The organism is Fibrobacter sp. UWB3 (genome assembly GCF_002210405.1).
GTDB lineage: Bacteria > Fibrobacterota > Fibrobacteria > Fibrobacterales > Fibrobacteraceae > Fibrobacter.
In genome coordinates, this window is sequence record NZ_MWQJ01000015.1 from 70173 (window position 1) to 87188 (window position 17016).

At 48.1% G+C, this 17016-nt stretch carries 11 protein-coding genes and 1 tRNA gene; 3 read left to right on the forward strand and 9 right to left on the reverse strand.

Annotated features, from left to right (window positions below; translation table 11 throughout):
• Nucleotides 1–6: 6 nt before the first annotated feature.
• On the reverse strand, nt 7–1602 hold the full coding sequence (locus tag B7991_RS14195) for an extracellular solute-binding protein (RefSeq protein ID WP_088631415.1): 1596 nt from the start codon (nt 1600–1602) through the stop codon (nt 7–9).
• Nucleotides 1599–2927 (reverse strand): 3-phosphoshikimate 1-carboxyvinyltransferase, encoded by a 1329-nt coding sequence (gene aroA, locus B7991_RS14200; protein ID WP_088631416.1) that lies wholly within the window; start codon nt 2925–2927, stop codon nt 1599–1601. The genes B7991_RS14195 and aroA overlap by 4 nt, the downstream gene beginning before the upstream one ends.
• An 89-nt stretch (nt 2928–3016) precedes the next feature.
• On the opposite strand from aroA, the gene B7991_RS14205 reads away from it, so the two are divergent.
• Nucleotides 3017–3763 (forward strand): acyl-[acyl-carrier-protein] thioesterase, encoded by a 747-nt coding sequence (locus B7991_RS14205; RefSeq protein WP_088631417.1) that lies wholly within the window; start codon nt 3017–3019, stop codon nt 3761–3763.
• 90 nt (nt 3764–3853) lie between these two features.
• On the opposite strand, the gene B7991_RS14210 is transcribed toward B7991_RS14205, so the two are convergent.
• Entirely contained in the window at nt 3854–5572 is a 1719-nt protein-coding gene (locus B7991_RS14210; RefSeq protein ID WP_088631418.1) for a hypothetical protein, read from the reverse strand.
• 379 nt (nt 5573–5951) lie between these two features.
• Complete coding sequence (locus tag B7991_RS14215; protein ID WP_088631419.1) at nt 5952–6827, reverse strand: ComEC/Rec2 family competence protein; 876 nt, start codon at nt 6825–6827, stop codon at nt 5952–5954.
• Nucleotides 6828–6962: 135 nt separating this feature from the next.
• Between B7991_RS14215 and B7991_RS14220 the strand changes: the two genes are divergently transcribed.
• Entirely contained in the window at nt 6963–7319 is a 357-nt protein-coding gene (locus B7991_RS14220) for a hypothetical protein (protein WP_088631420.1), read from the forward strand.
• A 92-nt stretch (nt 7320–7411) separates the two neighbouring features.
• A tRNA-His gene (locus tag B7991_RS14225) sits at nt 7412–7485 on the forward strand.
• A 139-nt stretch (nt 7486–7624) separates the two neighbouring features.
• Here B7991_RS14225 and B7991_RS14230 read toward each other — a convergent pair.
• From B7991_RS14230 to B7991_RS14250, 5 genes are all read right to left on the reverse strand, one after another.
• Complete coding sequence (locus B7991_RS14230) at nt 7625–9532, reverse strand: SpoIIE family protein phosphatase (RefSeq protein WP_088631421.1); 1908 nt, start codon at nt 9530–9532, stop codon at nt 7625–7627.
• A 158-nt stretch (nt 9533–9690) separates the two neighbouring features.
• Complete coding sequence (locus B7991_RS14235; protein ID WP_141099882.1) at nt 9691–10623, reverse strand: PD-(D/E)XK nuclease family transposase; 933 nt, start codon at nt 10621–10623, stop codon at nt 9691–9693.
• 163 nt (nt 10624–10786) lie between these two features.
• Nucleotides 10787–12682, reverse strand: coding sequence for a GLUG motif-containing protein (locus B7991_RS14240; RefSeq protein WP_088631423.1), 1896 nt, complete (start codon nt 12680–12682; stop codon nt 10787–10789).
• A 23-nt stretch (nt 12683–12705) separates the two neighbouring features.
• Nucleotides 12706–14118: a fibrobacter succinogenes major paralogous domain-containing protein gene (locus B7991_RS14245; protein WP_088631424.1), complete on the reverse strand. Its 1413-nt coding sequence runs from the start codon at nt 14116–14118 to the stop codon at nt 12706–12708.
• Between the two features lie 45 nt (nt 14119–14163).
• Nucleotides 14164–17016, reverse strand: a 2853-nt coding sequence (locus B7991_RS14250; RefSeq protein WP_141099883.1) for a fibrobacter succinogenes major paralogous domain-containing protein, incomplete at its 5' end; no start/stop codon positions are given.

Here is a 17016-nt window from a genome sequence, read left to right on the forward strand (position 1 = left end):
TGAAAATCACTTCTTCTTTTTTCTTCTAAAGCAAGTCAAAACAATACAAAGCGCCAAAAATCCAGCACCGACAGAAATCAGCAAATAACGGCAAGAGCCGATTTTATCCTTAATTTCATCCACTAGCGGCAATTCACTGCGGCCAATAATCTCCGCTGCACTTTTGGGATAAATTTCATTATAGTCCTGTAAAAAGATGTGCTGTGCCCAGTGCATTCTTTCGGAACCGTTCAAGGAATCCGAATGGTTCAGGATTTCATTAATCTTGGAATTGGCCTCGTAAACCATCTGGGCAAGGGCGGCACTACGCTTTTTCTGATGCTTCGTATTTACAAACAAAGCGCCCATGTTATTCGAAAGGTCGATCAGGACTTTTTCAACTTCGCCCCATTCCGGGATATTCGGGAAGCTACGGCTGTGTTCGAGTTCAGCAACAATCTTGGAATAACGGGAATCGCGGTTCCAGATGTGGAGAATGCTACGGTCAGCAGGCAAGAACCCAACCTGACGAGAGAACGCATCGATATTGTCGGCGCGGAGCATGTAGGCAAGCAACTGTTCGGCAAGCGCATACTTGGACGTATCCTTCTTATTGCCAAGAGCCAAATGGCTACCGCCCATGAACGAGAATTTTCCGTGCGAACCTGCCGGGAGATCCATCACCTTGATGCCGTCTTTTGCGATGGCCGAATTGGCAAGGCCACCCGCCTGTTCCGGGAATTCCAACTGCTTGATCAGTTCAGAAGTTCCATAGTGGATTACGCGTTCCGAACGAACAAAACCTTCGGCATTTTCAGATGAATTTTCAAACAAGCTATGAGGCGCCATCTGCGCATCGCCCATAATCTTTGCATAAAGCGCAAGGCCAACAAGCGTATTCGAATCCAAGAGCGCACTGCGATATCCCTTGCCAGACGGCACGACAAAATCGCCACCATGGCTCCAGACAAACGGCGCCATGCACTGCTGGCCGGTCCAGTCGTCTTTACCGGGGAGCGCAAAAGGAGTCACCTTGACACCAGCTTCCGTCTTCAAGTCAGAACTTGCAATCGTCTTCAAGACGCCAAGCACATGCGCATACGATTCAAAATCAGAATCGTCAAAACCAAGCTGCTGCCAAATGCGCTCGTTCACAAAAAAGCCGCGGACATCGATAAACCAAGGCACCGCATACGTCTCGGGCTTTCCCGAAATATGCGTACTGCGGAGGCCTTCGCCCAAGAATCGCGATGTATCGATTTTCGAAATCAAACTATCAATGGGGCGAATCGCGCCTGCCGCTGCAAAATGCGGAACCCACGTGGAACCAAGCTGAATCACGTCAGGAGCGACATCGTTCGAATCCGCAAATGTGAGCGTAATTTTTCTGAAAGCTTCTCCCCAGCTCAATGAGGTCAACTTTACAGGAATTCCCGTCTCGCGATAGAACTTCTTCACAAGACGCTTCATGGCATTCTTTGACCCAAGGCCGTTGTCCATAACCCAAATAGAAAGAGTGTCCGAAGCCATGGCTTCTGTAGCAAAGGCGCCAAACACAAGGCAAGCGCAGAACGCAAGCCGTGCAAAACTTGAGGCAACTATCTTTTGGGCTAGATTCATCATTGGGCGAGTCTTCCGAAGTCTTCAAAGAATTGGGGATAAGTCTTGTTCACACACGCAGGGTCGAGAATCTTGATGGGCACGCCACCGAGCGAGACAAGGCTAAAGCACATTGCCATGCGGTGGTCATTGTAAGTTTCAATTGTTGCCGGTTGCAGTTCCTTCGGCGGTTCAATCGTAATCGAATCCATGTCAGAGGAAACGGTCGCACCAACCTTGCGAAGTTCAGCAACCATGGCTGCAATGCGGTCAGTTTCTTTAACGCGCCAGCTGCCAATGCCGCGAATCGTCGTCGGAGCATCCGCAAACAGAGCAAGCACAGCAAGCGTCATGGCGGCATCAGGAATTTCGACAGCGCTAAAATCGCCAAGGCTACGCAAACGGCGGTCTTTAGGTCCCTTGCAGATAATGCACTTTTCGCCACTAGGTTCCACGCTCGGAGTAACTTCGGCACCCATGCGCTTCAGGACATCGATAAAGGCAATATCGCCCTGGATGCTATCTTCACTGATTCCCAAGACCTTCACTTCACCGCCAGAAATAGCGGCAGCAGCAAGGGGATAAGTGGCAGAGCTAGCATCGCTCTCTACATAGTAGTCACCAGGGCTCTGGTAAACGCCCTGCGGCACATAGAAGTCCGTCAGGTCATTGTGGCGCACGTTCACGCCAAAGCACTTCATCACATCGAGCGTGAGTTCAATGTACGGTGCAGAAATCAGCTTGCCTTCCACATGGATGTGAAGCGGGGTCTTGCAGTACGGAGCGCAAATCAAAAGGGCCGTGAGGTACTGGCTCGAAATGTTACCGCGAACGCTCACATCGCCGCCCTTGAGACCATCGGCCTTGATGCGAACCGGCGGGTAGCCTTCGGATTCCAGATACTTGATGTCGGCACCAAGCGTAGTGAGAGCCTCGACCAAGTCGCGAATCGGGCGTTCGCCCATGCGTTCTTCACCACGCAAGATGAACTTGCCCCAGCCAAGCGAAAGAGCGGCCGTCAAGGAGCGCATCGCCGTACCGGCGTTCCCGAGATAAAGCTCAACCGGGAAATTGCCTGCATCAAACGGCTTGCCATGACCTTCAACAACAGCATCCGTATAATCGTCCGAAAAATCAACCTTCACGCCAAGACGTTTTAAAGCCTCGCCCATATAGCGGGTATCGTCGCTACGCAGCAGGTTGTGCAAGCGAGTTGTCCCGTTAGCAATGGCCGAAATCAAAAGCACACGATTGGTAATGCTTTTGGACCCCGGAACACGGATAGAACCATTAAATGAATGATAAGCGTCAAGCTGTTTAAAACTAGGGCGAAATTGAGAGTCGTTCATACAAGAAAAATTATACATTATTATCATACCGTGTTTTTTCGGGTACAGCGAAAGCGAGTCGAAAATCACACAACCACGTGAGGAATATCATGGAACCGGAAGTCACTACCAAAAATTTTGAAGTGCGTTTCTCGGACTGCGACCACCACAGCCGACTCAAACTTTCAAATCTCTTCTTGTTCATGGAAGAAACCGCCATCGCCGATGCCGAACAGAACGGCTTTGGGATATGGAAGATGATGAAGGCAGGCTACACTACGGTCATCACGCGACTGAAGATTCGCCTGTTGCACCACCCGGTCTGGGGCGAAAAGCTTTCCATCTCGACGTGGGCAAAAGACATCATCAAGGACAAAGTTTGTCTTAAGGATTATTCCATCCTCGATGCGCAAGGGCACTCCATCGCGCAGGCGACTTCTTCGTGGCTCTTGGTGAACATGAAGACCGGCAAGGCAGAAAACCCAGCCAACGCACCGTACCCGATTCCGCTCATTCAGGGCAAGAACGCGCTCCCCGAAATGATGGATATTTTGGACCCGCAAGTCGACCCGCAAATTGTAGCGACAGAAATTGCAAAGTACAGTGACTTGGACATGAACAAGCACGTGAACCACTGCCGCTATGTGGACTGGGTGACAAACTCGCTCGACGCGCAGGAACTCAAGAGCCGCAGAATCCGCTCAATACAGATAAATTACATTTCGCAGATTCCGCTCGGAGGCAAGGTGAATATCGTGCGTTTCAAGAACACAAACCATCACGCCTACATTTTCGGGATGAACGCCGACGACAAGACGCAATGCCACTTCCAGGCGCGTATCGGCTTTGCAGACTAGAACATAGTCGAAAGTAGACAGTAGGAAGGAAACGTCCCGTGTCATCCTGAGCGAAGTGTAACGGAGTCGAAGGATCCAGGGCTTTTACAATTAAGTCACCGATTTCAAAATTTTTTCTTCGACCTCGAAGGCGCTTGGTTTGTCTTTGGGCGTAAGGCGCTTGCCTGTGCCGTAAAGGTGCTGCATCATTTCTAGAAGCGAGTATTCGCGATCAAAATAGCCAATGTCCGGGTTCGGGCAAATGGTAATCGGTTCGCGAGTGCGAGCATGCTGCGAGCCACGAGCGACAGCAACACATTCCGGCTGGTAATGGAGCGATGGACTTTTTTCGCGGATTTCTTCGCGGCCAGCATTCCCGAGGAATCGGCAGATGCATTCACGCGAAAGCGTGACTCGGCGAAGCCTGTCGTACTTTTTGCGAATTTCTGCCATTGAATTTTCACAAGCATTAGCGGCACCGGATTCTCGCGACCTTTCATGATTTTCAACCGCATGGTGCGACTGCATTTTGCATGATTCAATATCTTCTTGTTCAAGCTTGTCAATTTCAGCGAGACGGTGCATCACGTACTCGCGAGACGCCATGCAAACGGGATGGTCAAAGCCGGGGATGTTTTGGCAAAGGTAATGCTGACGGCACGGGAATCCGGGTTTCAGTTCAGAGCTTCCAGATTTTTCTGATTCTGGCGCGAAATATTCCTGAATTTTCTGCTCACAAATTCTTGCCGCCGTCGATGTTTGCAGATTCACGAACGGGATGCCAAGCGGTGATGCATGACTGATGCAAACATCTTCGGGCTTTGCGCTCGCGAGCAATCGGCGTGTTTCCTTATCGACGCTGGTCGCCTGCGGTACAAGCAAAAACGGAGTCCCGACACCCACGCCATCAATCCCGAGCGACAAGACTTGAGCAATGTCTTCGGGAGCGCAAAGCCCGCCCTGCGCGGTAATCCGCGCAGGCGACGGCGGCGGGAGAATTCCCTGCACTGGGACGTTTGCAGCAATCATCGAGCGCGTGGTTTCGAAAAGCTCTTTGCGCTTTTCGACAAATTCCCGGACAACATCGAGCAACAACTTCTTGGATTCAAAGAATGCATGACCACCGCAGTTCACGCCCGATTCAATGCGGTATTCGTAAACTTCCAAGCCCTTCTTTGCCAAATAGCGGCCCTGAATGAGCGCCGAGCGGTAATCCGAAACTTTCAGGATAATCTTCTTTTTCGGAGGTCTTGTACCCGTCCTGTAAAAGTCCTTGCACTTTGCAATCTCTTCGAAGACGGACAAGTTCACGCCCGCGCTGAGCACAAGCGCGCCCGACACCTTCGAAGCGGCAAAGCCGCGAACGGCATCAAACGCAGCCTCGTCATGATTCAAGCCGACCATGATGTTTGCCTGGATTTCGCCCGGTTCCATTTTCTCGGTAAGAGCCGCCTCGGCTGCAATGCGGGCAAGCCCCGTCTTTGCAAAAATGCCATCGTATTCTACGCGGAGCCTGGAATCCAGCGGGAGCATCAGAAAATAAAGGTCCTTGTCGCTACCGCCATCAAAGCGGCACGCACAAAGACGTGTAAACTTGCGTTCTACTTCGTCTGCAACAAAATCCAAATACGAACGGATGCGGCCAATGCGGGTTGTCTGCGGAGAGCCCAAATCAAGACCCAAGCGTTCTGCATAAGCCATGCGGTATTCTTCGAGGAGGCCATCATCCACAAGCGAAATCACCGACGTGATTCCCAAATGCGCTACACGAATCGGCGTGTCCGCCGTATAGCAAATGCCCATCACCGGGATGTGAATTTTGTGAACCATAACCCTCGAAAACCTCGCGAATACCCAAAATGCGATGAAAACAATATAAAAAATAACTGGATCCTTCAGTCACTTCGTTCCTTCAGGATGACGAATGCGGAAAGACATGTTCCTTCAGGATGACGAGATGGCGATCCCGCCCCGTCCCCATTCGCGGATCATGACCACATAAGAGCTGAAGCTCTAAGTGGTCAAAGAGAACAAGTCCGGGGTGACATGGAGTCCGGGAGGACAAAGCGCAACAAACGAGATGGAGATTCCGTATCGGTGTGCGGAATGACAGTGCTCGGAAGCGGGAATGACAACGTACGGTGAAGCCGTCACGACTCTCGTCATTCTGACACTAGAGCGAAGCGATAGTGGAAGAATCCAGTCATTTCTAGTGCAAAACGCCCATGCTCGGCGAGAGTTCAAAGCGAACGGAACCTTGCAAATCGGTGCGATAAAGTTTCGTAGAATCGCCTAGCACCAAGTTCAGTTTACGTACAACAGATGGTGCGGGATGCCCATAACCGTTACCAGCACCGACACTCACAAACGCATACTTTGGCGACACCTTCGACAAGAAGCTTAGCGTATTGCTCCCTGCCGAACCGTGATGTGCCACCTGCAAAAGTTCCGCCGAAAGCGTCGGATTCATCTCGAGCAAATGGCGCTCGCCCACCGAATCCAGGTCGCCCGTCAAAAGCATCTTGCTTGCGCCAAACTTCCCGAGCAACACCACACTCGCGCGATTCTCGCCCACGCGCAAATAGCTCGCCGGCCACAGCACTTCAAAGCGCGCGCATTCCCCAAGCACACATTCCCCGCCAGCAGAGCCATTACCCCCACCCCCAAAACTTACGTTCTCGCCTCGCAATAGCGTATCCACTGGCGTTCCAAGCGCTCTCGCCACCCGCAACACACTATCGCGAAAGAACGCGCCCGCCGTATCCGGCCCCATGTACAGACGCCGCACAAAAACGCCCCGCCCCGCAAGCTCCAAAAAACCGCCAATATGATCCCGATGGTTATGGCTCAGCACCACCCAATCGAGCGTATCGACCCCGCGGGCCAAAAGTGAATCCACCACGCCGACCGAATCGGGCCCAAAATCGTACATCGCATAGCGCCCGCCATATTCGAAGAGCACCGCAAGCCCCTGCCCCATGTCAATCGCCGTCGCATGCATCGACGATTCACCCTCCGCCGACCCGCTCACGTACATGCAGCCGTTAATCACCGCCGTGACAACCAAAATCCAAAAAAGCTTCATAAGCGTCCTTTTTTAACTGTCCCTACTTATATAACACGCTTTTTTCGCGAAATTGGTCCGATTTTTCTCTCGCAAAATTCAACTTTTTTACAAAAAGACCAATTTTTATTATCTTTACTACTAATTGAGGTCTCTATGCAATTACCTAAGTACAAAAAGAAGAAACGCATCAAGCTCAAAGTCTGCCAGGAACCCGGTTGCGGCCGTGAATTCTGGGGTCACCCGATCGCGAAGTACTGCGAACTGCACCGCGACATCAAGCAGCGTCAAAAGCAAAAGAAGGATATCGAGAACATCGAATCCAAGAACATCATTTTCCGCCACAACTACACGGAAGCCATGGACTTGGAATTCAAGTGCTGCCTCGAAGGCTGCAACAACACGTTCACGATCCGCATTTTCCCGAAGCAGTATGTGTATCCGCGCTTCTGCATGGAACACAGAAACGACTTCAAGCGTGCAAATTTCCTCCGAATCATGCAGAAAAAGTAGTCGCTACGCGCTAAAAACAAATTTTTTGGAAAAAAGTTGTTGCCATCCCTTGAAATTTGGGATGGCTTTTTTATATTTGGTCTCGCTACATGGTGGATGTAGCTCAATTGGTTAGAGTCCCAGATTGTGATTCTGGATGTTGCCGGTTCGAGTCCGGTCATCCACCCGAAAAAGACCTCGCATTCGCGAGGTCTTTTTTCATTTACCGACATGCGCGCATTCCGTGCCAAAGATGTCATGCCCGCCTACCTGTCCTCGCTTGACGGGGACGAGCGGGCACCTCCTTTTCTGCACAAATTCTCGAATTAAGTCTTGCCCACGAACTTGAGTGCGAGCATGGTGATGTCATCGAACTGCGGAGCGTCGCCCACAAACGCATCGATCCTAGACTTCACGAACGGGCAAATTTCGGCAGGTTCCATGCCGCAAGCTTCACGGAGCGTCTGCAGTAACCTCTCGTCGCCAAACAGATTTTCGTTCGCATCCGTCGCCTCGGTCACGCCATCCGTGTACAAGAAAATCGTATCGCCCGGATTCAGCTTGAGCGTCTGGCGCTTGTAGCGCGTCCCTTCCATCGCGGCAATCACAAGACCGGGCTTGCTCTTTGCAAACTCAACCGTACCGTCTGCACGGCGAATCGCCGGCGGGTTATGCCCCGCACATGCAAATTCCACCTCACCCGTCCGCAAATCGAGAACTCCCATCCAGACCGTGACGAACATGTTGAGGTAATTGCGGAACGCCAAGCGGTCATTCACAACGTTGAACGTATCCACCACCGAAGTACCCGCGAGCAAGACGCTCTTGAGCATCGAGCGTGCCGACATCATAAGCAGCGCCGCCGGGACACCCTTGCCCGATACATCAGCAATCAAGAAGGCAAGTCTGTCCTTATCGACCTTGCAAAAATCATAGAAGTCGCCACCCACCGCTTTTGCAGGTAAAATAAACGGAGAGAGCAAATGGCGGGCATCCTTCACGCCCTCGTCATCATCGCTACGCGCAAGCAATCCGAGCTGAATCTTGCGAGCCATCTCCAGTTCGCTCGCCACACGTTCGGCGCCCTTCTGCTTTTCAATATTTTCCTTGAGCGAATCACGCATGCGGACAAACGCATCTGCAAATTCCGCAATTTCGTCCTTGCCATCGACCGGCGGAATCTCCACGTCAAAGTCGCCTTGGCCCAAACGCTTCGCCACCCCTGCAAGCGCCTTGAGCGGTCGCGTCACGCGGCTCGAAATCACTAGCACCAGCACAATCATCATGATGTAGCTCGCCAAGCCAAGTATGCCGAGCACCGATGCCATCTTACGTTGTTTTGCAAAAAATTCATCCGCAGGCCACACGACGCCGAAAATCCAGCCGTCCACCTTCATGTGCGAAAAATAGATGCAAGCCTTTTCGCCACTAAACGTCTTGCCGAGCAAAAGTCCGCTGCGCAAATCGCGGACCGCACTCTCAAAAGCAGACAAGCCCGCCTCATGACCCTTCGCCAGCGAATGGAGCGATTCCTTGAAAACCCATTCATCGCGCGGATGCGCGACAAACCTGTTTTCGGCAGAGAGGATAAACGCATATCCCGAGTTTTCAATATTTATCGAGGAGACCGCATCGCGCAAGAACGAGACAAAAATATCAAGCCCGACAACGCCCTTGAATTTCTTGGAACCATCGGGGAGCGTCTGGTAAAAAGGCATCGCAAAAAGCGCCACTGGCTGGTCCGCATAAACGCCAATAAACGGTTCGTACCACTGGCCCTTGCCCGTCTCGATGGACTGTTTGTACCACGGCATTTCGCGGTAGTCCTTCACTTCCATGACCTTACCCTCAAGACCATGACCCGTGATGCGCATGAACTCGCGGCCATTCCGCTCCGGTTCGTAGGCAATAAACAGTGCAGACGCAACTGAATTTTTCTCATGAGCGCGCAAGTATTCCGCCGGTAAAAACTCCTCGACGTTTTTCTTGTTCAAATCACCACGTTCAAGCATAGCCACGATATTTTTCACAACCGCGGCGTTATCTTCAAAGATATTGTCGATGGAAGACACGTGCTTTTCACTGATTTCCTGACCACGTGCCATGATGAGTTCCGACATCCTCGAGCTGACCTGCTGCTGAAGCATAAAAATCATCGCGACAAAGATCACCGTGATGCCGAGCAATATCAAGACAGTCTGTTTAAACGCAAGACTGTGAAAATTCAATTTCATCAAAACCCCTCGAATACCCCAATGAGAACCTTTAAGCAAACATATATTTTTTGAGGGGAATATCAACCCATGATCTTAGACCATGGGAGCTATATCACATAAAAAAGCAAAACCGGCCTCAAGGACCGGCATTCATATTCACGAAAACGAGTTAGCATTTATGCTTTCGCCAACTCCATATCCTTCTTGATTTCACGAACAAGATACAAAGGGATATCCGTCACTTCAGCGACTTCTTCAGGAGACATATTTCTAGCAAGCATTTTCCTTGCAATTTGCTCCTGCTTGGAAAACACTGCCATAGACTTATCAAAATCGCTCATATCTACAGTCATAAGATACCTCGAACTAAAATTACTCAATTTGACCTCACTTTGCAATATCTTGAAAACAGGATCATTTGCAAACTCCCCAAAATCAGACTCTCGATTAAGAGTGTCTATAGCCCGGAGCCACTGAGCAAGACGGCTGCGGTCATCAGCAAACGCATCAGCATGTGCAAAGAACTTATTTACTTCAACAATCGTAATAGTCTGACGATCATAATAAAGCAACTGTTCCTGATTTCGGAGTTGTACCGTATGGCGATAATTGCGTGACACACTCCAAGGATAGGCATCTGTAAACTGAAAGCTAATGAGATTAAGATTTTCTAGGACAGGCGGATCATTTTTCCGAACCATGTTACTGATGAGACGGGACACATAAAGCACAACACGGTTTCTATAAACCATATTGCTTTCATGCTGAACTTCAATAGAAATACGGTCGCGTGGATACCCTTCCTCCCGCTCATTAGTCAGCAAGAGGTCTGGTTCAACATTTCTATAGCCAAGCTCACCAGGAATAAATGGATTCACAAGCTTAGGATGAGCAACACGATCCGCACCTAGTAGGTTTAAAGAAGCATTTATGAGATCCGTTGTAAGTGCAATGTTTTTCTCACTCGCAAGAATCTTTTTTATGCAACTGTCGTTATAAAAATAAACATTCTCGTTTTCATGTTCTTTGACAACAGAATCAACATCCTGTCCATGTTCTTTAGCCGTTCTAAGTTTCTTGAGAAAAAAGCCAAATTGTTCTCTATTCATAAGTTTATCCTTTAAAGCGGTAGAGAACACCTCTACCACTATATTTACACGCTTTTTTCAGCTATTTGGTCCAAAATATTTTGTAAAAAACTTCAAACAAAAAAAGACCCGCAGGCTATTTAACCCACGGATCTATCGAATCGTCAATCAAAAAATTAGAGAACTATTTTTTCAGGAGCATCACATTTTCGGTAGCCTTGCCGCCCACTTGCAGCACGCCAACATAGCGGCCCCGGGCAATTTCTCCAGCATCAAGCGATTCGAAATGCGCACCCGTTGCTCGGCGACCAAGATCAAACACCCGCACCACTCGGCCCTGCATATCCACAAGCGAGAACTTCACAGAAGCGGCAGTTGGAATTTCAAAGCGGAGCGCAACACTACCACCTTGGAACATAGCACCCAAAGATGCCGTTTTGACAATCGTTTGATTTTGAATCCGAAGGGGAGGTTGTTCTACGGAATTTAAGTAAATACCCCATAAATGCTGATACCAATAATAATCATCCAGATCAAAACCATCGTTCAAGTATGGATAAGATTTGCCTTCATCTATCGCCCAGAACTTGATAAAATCCTTTTTGCAAAAGCACCCGTTAAGTTCATCATCAATTTCACACTTAGAAGCTTCGCAACGTTCAAACATCCAATATCCAAGAGTGTCCCACCCCGCAAAAGAAGACATCGTCATCATTTCTTTTGTCTTAAGCCCCGTGCCGCCAGAGCTACTATCAATTTTAGACAGTTCCGCATCCCAGTAAGAATTCACGACATCACTTTCATTTAAATCTACAAACCCTCCAACATGGATACCTTCAACGGTATTTGCGGCATAGCTAGAGTAAATTTCGCCATAATTAAAACCAACGAAACCTCCAACACTTTCATCAATAACCGATTTGCAAGTTACATTCCCCCGAGCATAAGAGTAATAGATTTCTCCAGAATTTTGACCAACAAGGCCTCCAACTCTTTCATCGCCAATGACAGAGCCAAGAGCATAAGAGACGAAAATCTTTCCATAATTAGAACCAACAAGTCCTCCTGCATAATCTGGAGCCATGAAGCCATTGGATTCATCCCCATATTCTTTCACAGAACCTGTTGCATACGACGCATAAATGGAGCCTTCGTTATAGCCCACCAACCCGCCTACAGAATAACGGCCTTCAACATCCATTGAAGAATAGCTGTGTTCAATCAGGCCCTTGAAACTTTCACCAACAAGCCCTCCAACGGCGCCCACTTTAGGAGCCGTAACAATGACTTTTCCGCTAGAATGACTCGTTTGAATATGCCCATAGTTATACCCAGCGATTCCTCCAATTTCCTTAGCATCTTTATATGTTATAGATATATCAACATCAGCAACAAGGCTATCGACATCAACACCTATTATACCTGCAACGCCGCCAACTTGCTGGTATCCCCCAACTTCTCCCTGGAACGAAACGTTCCTTAAAACGGGAGTCATATCTTCATAGCCTTTGACCGGAGCATACCCAGTTTTATCTATCGCCTTGCCTACAATTCCACCAACACGTTCATAGCCAAACACTTTGCCATGGGTCACATGCACATTCTGGATAGTCCCCACAAGAGCCGAAGCGACACCGCCAGCATTACGACTTTCGCCTTTTACATCCAAGCTATCAAAATTCAAGTTGACTACAGAGCCAATCAATGTTTGAATAAAGCCCGATTCACCCGAGTATCCATTGTTGATTTTCAAATTTTTGATGATGTGATTTTTTCCATCGATTGTTCCCCAGAAAACAGTGCTGTCCACCGCATCTTTATTTTTCCCAATCGGAATAAAACCTCTACAGTCATCGCCATCGCATCGTTCACTCTTCGAAGCAGACGCATCAATGTCTTTTGCCACAACGTAATTCGAAGAATATAGATAAGCACCCGAGCCTATTGCTTTGAGGTCCTCATAGTCTTCTATTTCGAAAGGCTTTTCTGCAGAGCCGTCGCCTTTCATGGTTCCGTTCGCGGCAAACGCAGGCACGGCGAGCGCAGCTAACAAAACTCGAGTCACATTTTTGAAATTCATTTTATTATCCTTTCTTCCTTGATTTAATCCTTTAAGCAACGAACAGACAATCCTCCATCACTTTCATATTCCAGTGTTATAGCAGGCTGATCTTCATCATAACCAAAGCGGATGGCATAAATAACACCGTCTCTTGCCAAATCCGAGCTCCAGAAATGTCCATAAACACGCAAGCCAATAAAATTCCCAGTATGTCCAGCACCTGCAGGCAAAACATTAAAGCCCAACGCATCTATGCCTTCAGGTCCACTCCTACCCAACTGCCAGTCACTCTTTGACTTTAAAATTCTACCCACAAAATATGGATTGTCGACAGATTCAAACAAAGTATTCCATTCCGTAGTATCAGGCAAATGCCAACCTTCAGGACATACATTTAACGCCGCAGACCATGCATAAAGTCGACCATACTTATCACAATATTTTGAAGAATCGTTATAGCACCAACTGTTGCCCTCCAAAATTGGGGATTTTACACTATCCGCATAATTGAGATTTTCAGCCATCCATACCTGATTACCAATCTTTACAGTCTTGTAAACTTGCCCATCACGTGTATCGACAAGGGAGTCTCGCTCTATAACAAACTTTTCAAACTCGGGAACTTCATCGGCATAACCCCAGCTTTCAATATTTTTACGAATTGTATCAATCTTGCCGTTTGCCATAGCGGAAGCAGCCCAATTTGCAATTTCCGTCTTTGTGCTATCATCTAAAGAACCATTGTTTGAAATTGCGGTGGAGAATTCGTTCAAACGTTCCTCGACATTCACATTTTTGCCAGATTCACCCGAAGCAAGCGCAAGCACGCTTACCGCAAGGAGAGCCGCATTTCCATCGCCCTTTTTAAAGAAGTCCAAGTCTTCAAAATTGTCCGAAATTTTTGCGATACCAAACGAGCCAAGCACTTCGCTTTCAGCTTGTTTTTTAGCATCTGCAAAAGACGCATTCTGTTCGGACACGAGTTTCACGACACGGTCGTATTCCAATCGCGTAAGCACGTTGACGTTCACGCTCTTTCGATCTTTGAGATTCACTAGCGAACGAAGCGTTACTGGTTCCGTCGTTTGTGCGCCCGTAAATTCATCAAGATAAAGCCCGGTCACTTCAAAGACCGCACACGAAGACGAAAGCGTAATTCCGCCAACATCGTAATCGCCCTTGTCGCTCTTGACCGTACCTTCGAAAATTTCGCCAGTCAGCTCCATCGTTTGGCAATCAATGCCCTGCACCGTCACCGCAGAGCCCTTGACAAACGGGCCCTTCTGCGAGACACCCGCCACGTCCAAATCCTTGACGGCGTAAACGCCGGCATCGTCCGAAGAACCGCCAGCAAAGCCGCCATCATCATTAGACGATGTACATGCCCAAAGCATAGCCCCGACAATCAGAGTTTCTACAATGCGGAGACTTTTCTTAAGCAACAGCGTATTCATCTAATATCTACTCCTTTTCCAAACACGTATTAATTTTTTCACTCTCTAATTTTTGACGCAACGGATGGAAAAACTGTAGAGTTTATTGCCAGAAGACAAATATTCTTTTTCGTAATACAATTCCTCATAGTTTGCGTACCAGCGATTATTCCCCGTAGAAGTCCAAAAAACTGCGTAGCAACCATTATTTTTGAAACTGCCATAGGATCCCTCGTAACCGTAACCAGCAGGCAATCCCGAAAAACCGAAAGCATCTGTTCCATTCGAATTGTTACACCAGCCATTCTGCGACTTGAGAGCCTCGAGCGCAAGACTCTTGCTTCCCACCGTAGAATACAGAGTTAGCCATTCGGCCTGATTTGGCAAATGCCAGCCGCTCGGGCAAACTCCCTGAACCGGGAATTTCGGAGAACAGTCCACGTCATAGCCACAGCCCTTAGCATCATCGTTCAACAAGCCTGCACTATCCATTGCAGCAGCCCAAATGTAAAGGCGACCATACTTATCGCAATTCGCAGGATCATTATCATAACAGAAACTGGTGGAATCCATGTTTTCTGTTGACTGCAAATAAGCATAGTTCAAATTTTCCGCCATCCAAATCTGATTGCCGATTTTCACCGTCTTGTAAGTTCGACCATCACGGTCATCAGTCAAAGTATCGTATTCACAATTGTCCTCAGTCTCCGTCTTGCAAGGCGGTAACACCTCAACAGAACTCGACGATGCAGCGGAACTGCTAGAACTACTTGCTACAGAATCATAATCCTTTATGCAGCGAACACTAATTCCCGAAGATTTGGAAGTGCCGTTACTCCCCATAGAAACAAAGTTATTGACATTTTCAAAATTAGCCGATATGGCTCTAAAACCACTCCAGCCAGAAGCTTCATTAATTGTCCAAAAAAGGGCAATTATTCCGTCGTAGCTGAATCCACCATGGTCTCCATCATTGCTAAGGCCTACAGGTAATGCCGCAAAACCATAGGCATCCGTTCCATTGCCGTTACTGCTGCTAGCCTTGATCATATCCCACCCTTTTTGAGACTTGAGGACGGTTCCTGCTTTGGAATTGCCACCAACAGCTTTAATTAGAGTTCTCCATTCTGTCGTATCCGGCAAATGCCAACCATTAGGACAAATTCCCTGCACCTTTGCAGAAACACGGCATTCTTTTTCATCGCCGCAAATTAAGCCTCTTTCATCGTATAAAGCGATGGAATCAACCGCTGCAGCCCATGTGTAAAAAGCTCCACCGACATCACAATTTTTAGGCTGATCGTCATAACACCACATGCCTCCTTTAAGACTAGGTGTTTGTACGCTATCGGTGTAGTTCAAGTTTTCCGCCATCCATGTCTGATCACCAATTTTCACAGTCTTATAAATTTTGCCATCGCGGGAGTCCGTGATTTCACCATAATTGATATCAGGATTCAAGTAAGATTCTTTAGCAAGGCTCCAGTCGAAACCATCCGCGTCACTTGATGAAGATTTCGCAGAACTACTGCTGGACACATCCACCGCTTTACCATCACCCATAATGCAACGGACGGAGACTGCCATTTTCTTGGGTAAAGGACCATTTTGTATCGAATCAGAAAGCATGTAAAATTCTTGCATATATGCATTATCGGCATTCCATTCTGTAGAAGTCCAAAACATCGAATAACTACCCTCGGTAAAGAATTGCGAACCCTCCCAAAAAACAACAGGTAATGCAGAAAAACCATATGCATCAACACCGTTTCCATTTTCAGTCCAACCACTGGTTGACTTGAGATTTCGTGCAGTCTCTTTCCGAGAACCCACCGCAGAGTATAAAACATCCCATTCTAACAGATCAGGCAAATGCCATCCACTCGGACAAACATCTTTTGCATCATCCCAAATGTAGAGACGACCGGACTTACTGCATTCAGTAGTGTCGTCACTGTAGCACAAACTATTTCCATTTTCATAATTCAAGTTTTCCGCCATCCACACCTGATCACCAATTTTCACGGTCTTGTAAACTTGTCCATCACGAGTATCCGTCAATTCACCGTACTCAATTTCTGGATTCAAGTAAGAGTCTTTTGTATTGTTACTGGATTCTTCGCTGGAGCTCAGAACGACGGAGGAACTACTGCTAGATTGCTTTACTTCGCTCGAAGAACTGCTAGACGAAGTTCCGGCACCAAGCGCAACACTAGAAGAACTTTCACTCGAAGCAACACCAGTCGCAAAATCTTCTACAACATTTTCAAACGATGCGATCTTTTCGGCGTAGCCCAAGTTTTCAAGATTCCTACGAATCTTTGCCATTTGACCGTTCGACTCCGCTGTAGCGGCCCAGTCCGCCATTTCCGTTTTTGCGGAATTATCCAAAGAACCATTTTCTGCAATTGCTGTACCAAAGTTATCCACGCGTTCGGCAACATCCACATTCTTGCTCGAATCACCCGACACTTGCACAAGCACGCTCATGGCCAAAAGCGCCGCATTTCCATCGCCATTTTCAAAGATGTTCAAGTCTTCGGACAACGCATAATCGCCATTTACATTAAACGAAGCAAGCACTTCCTTTTCAGCTTGCTTTTTCGCATCAGCAAACGACATTTTTTCTTCCGACACGAGATTCATCACGCGCTTGTATTCAAGTTCCGTGAGCATGTTGATGTTCACGTGTTTGCGGTCGCTCAAATCCGAGAGCGCATGGAGCGTCACCTCGTTCGCCGACTTTTTGCCCGTCACTTCATTGAAGTAATAACCGGTCACTTCGAACAAAGCGCATGTCGCCGAGAGGTTCACATCGTCAACGCCAAAGTCGCCCTTGTCGCTCTTGACCGTACCTTCAAAAATTTCGCCAGTCAGCTCCATCGTTTGGCAATCAATGCCCTGCACCGTCACCGCAGA

Coding starts and splice junctions, on each gene's coding strand:
- B7991_RS14195 (WP_088631415.1), bottom strand. CDS start 1,602: ATGATGAATCTAGCCCAAAAGATAGTTGCCTCAAGTTTTGCACGGCTT.
- aroA (WP_088631416.1), bottom strand. CDS start 2,927: ATGAACGACTCTCAATTTCGCCCTAGTTTTAAACAGCTTGACGCTTAT.
- B7991_RS14205 (WP_088631417.1), top strand. CDS start 3,017: ATGGAACCGGAAGTCACTACCAAAAATTTTGAAGTGCGTTTCTCGGAC.
- B7991_RS14210 (WP_088631418.1), bottom strand. CDS start 5,572: ATGGTTCACAAAATTCACATCCCGGTGATGGGCATTTGCTATACGGCG.
- B7991_RS14215 (WP_088631419.1), bottom strand. CDS start 6,827: ATGAAGCTTTTTTGGATTTTGGTTGTCACGGCGGTGATTAACGGCTGC.
- B7991_RS14220 (WP_088631420.1), top strand. CDS start 6,963: ATGCAATTACCTAAGTACAAAAAGAAGAAACGCATCAAGCTCAAAGTC.
- B7991_RS14230 (WP_088631421.1), bottom strand. CDS start 9,532: ATGAAATTGAATTTTCACAGTCTTGCGTTTAAACAGACTGTCTTGATA.
- B7991_RS14235 (WP_141099882.1), bottom strand. CDS start 10,623: ATGAATAGAGAACAATTTGGCTTTTTTCTCAAGAAACTTAGAACGGCT.
- B7991_RS14240 (WP_088631423.1), bottom strand. CDS start 12,682: ATGAATTTCAAAAATGTGACTCGAGTTTTGTTAGCTGCGCTCGCCGTG.
- B7991_RS14245 (WP_088631424.1), bottom strand. CDS start 14,118: ATGAATACGCTGTTGCTTAAGAAAAGTCTCCGCATTGTAGAAACTCTG.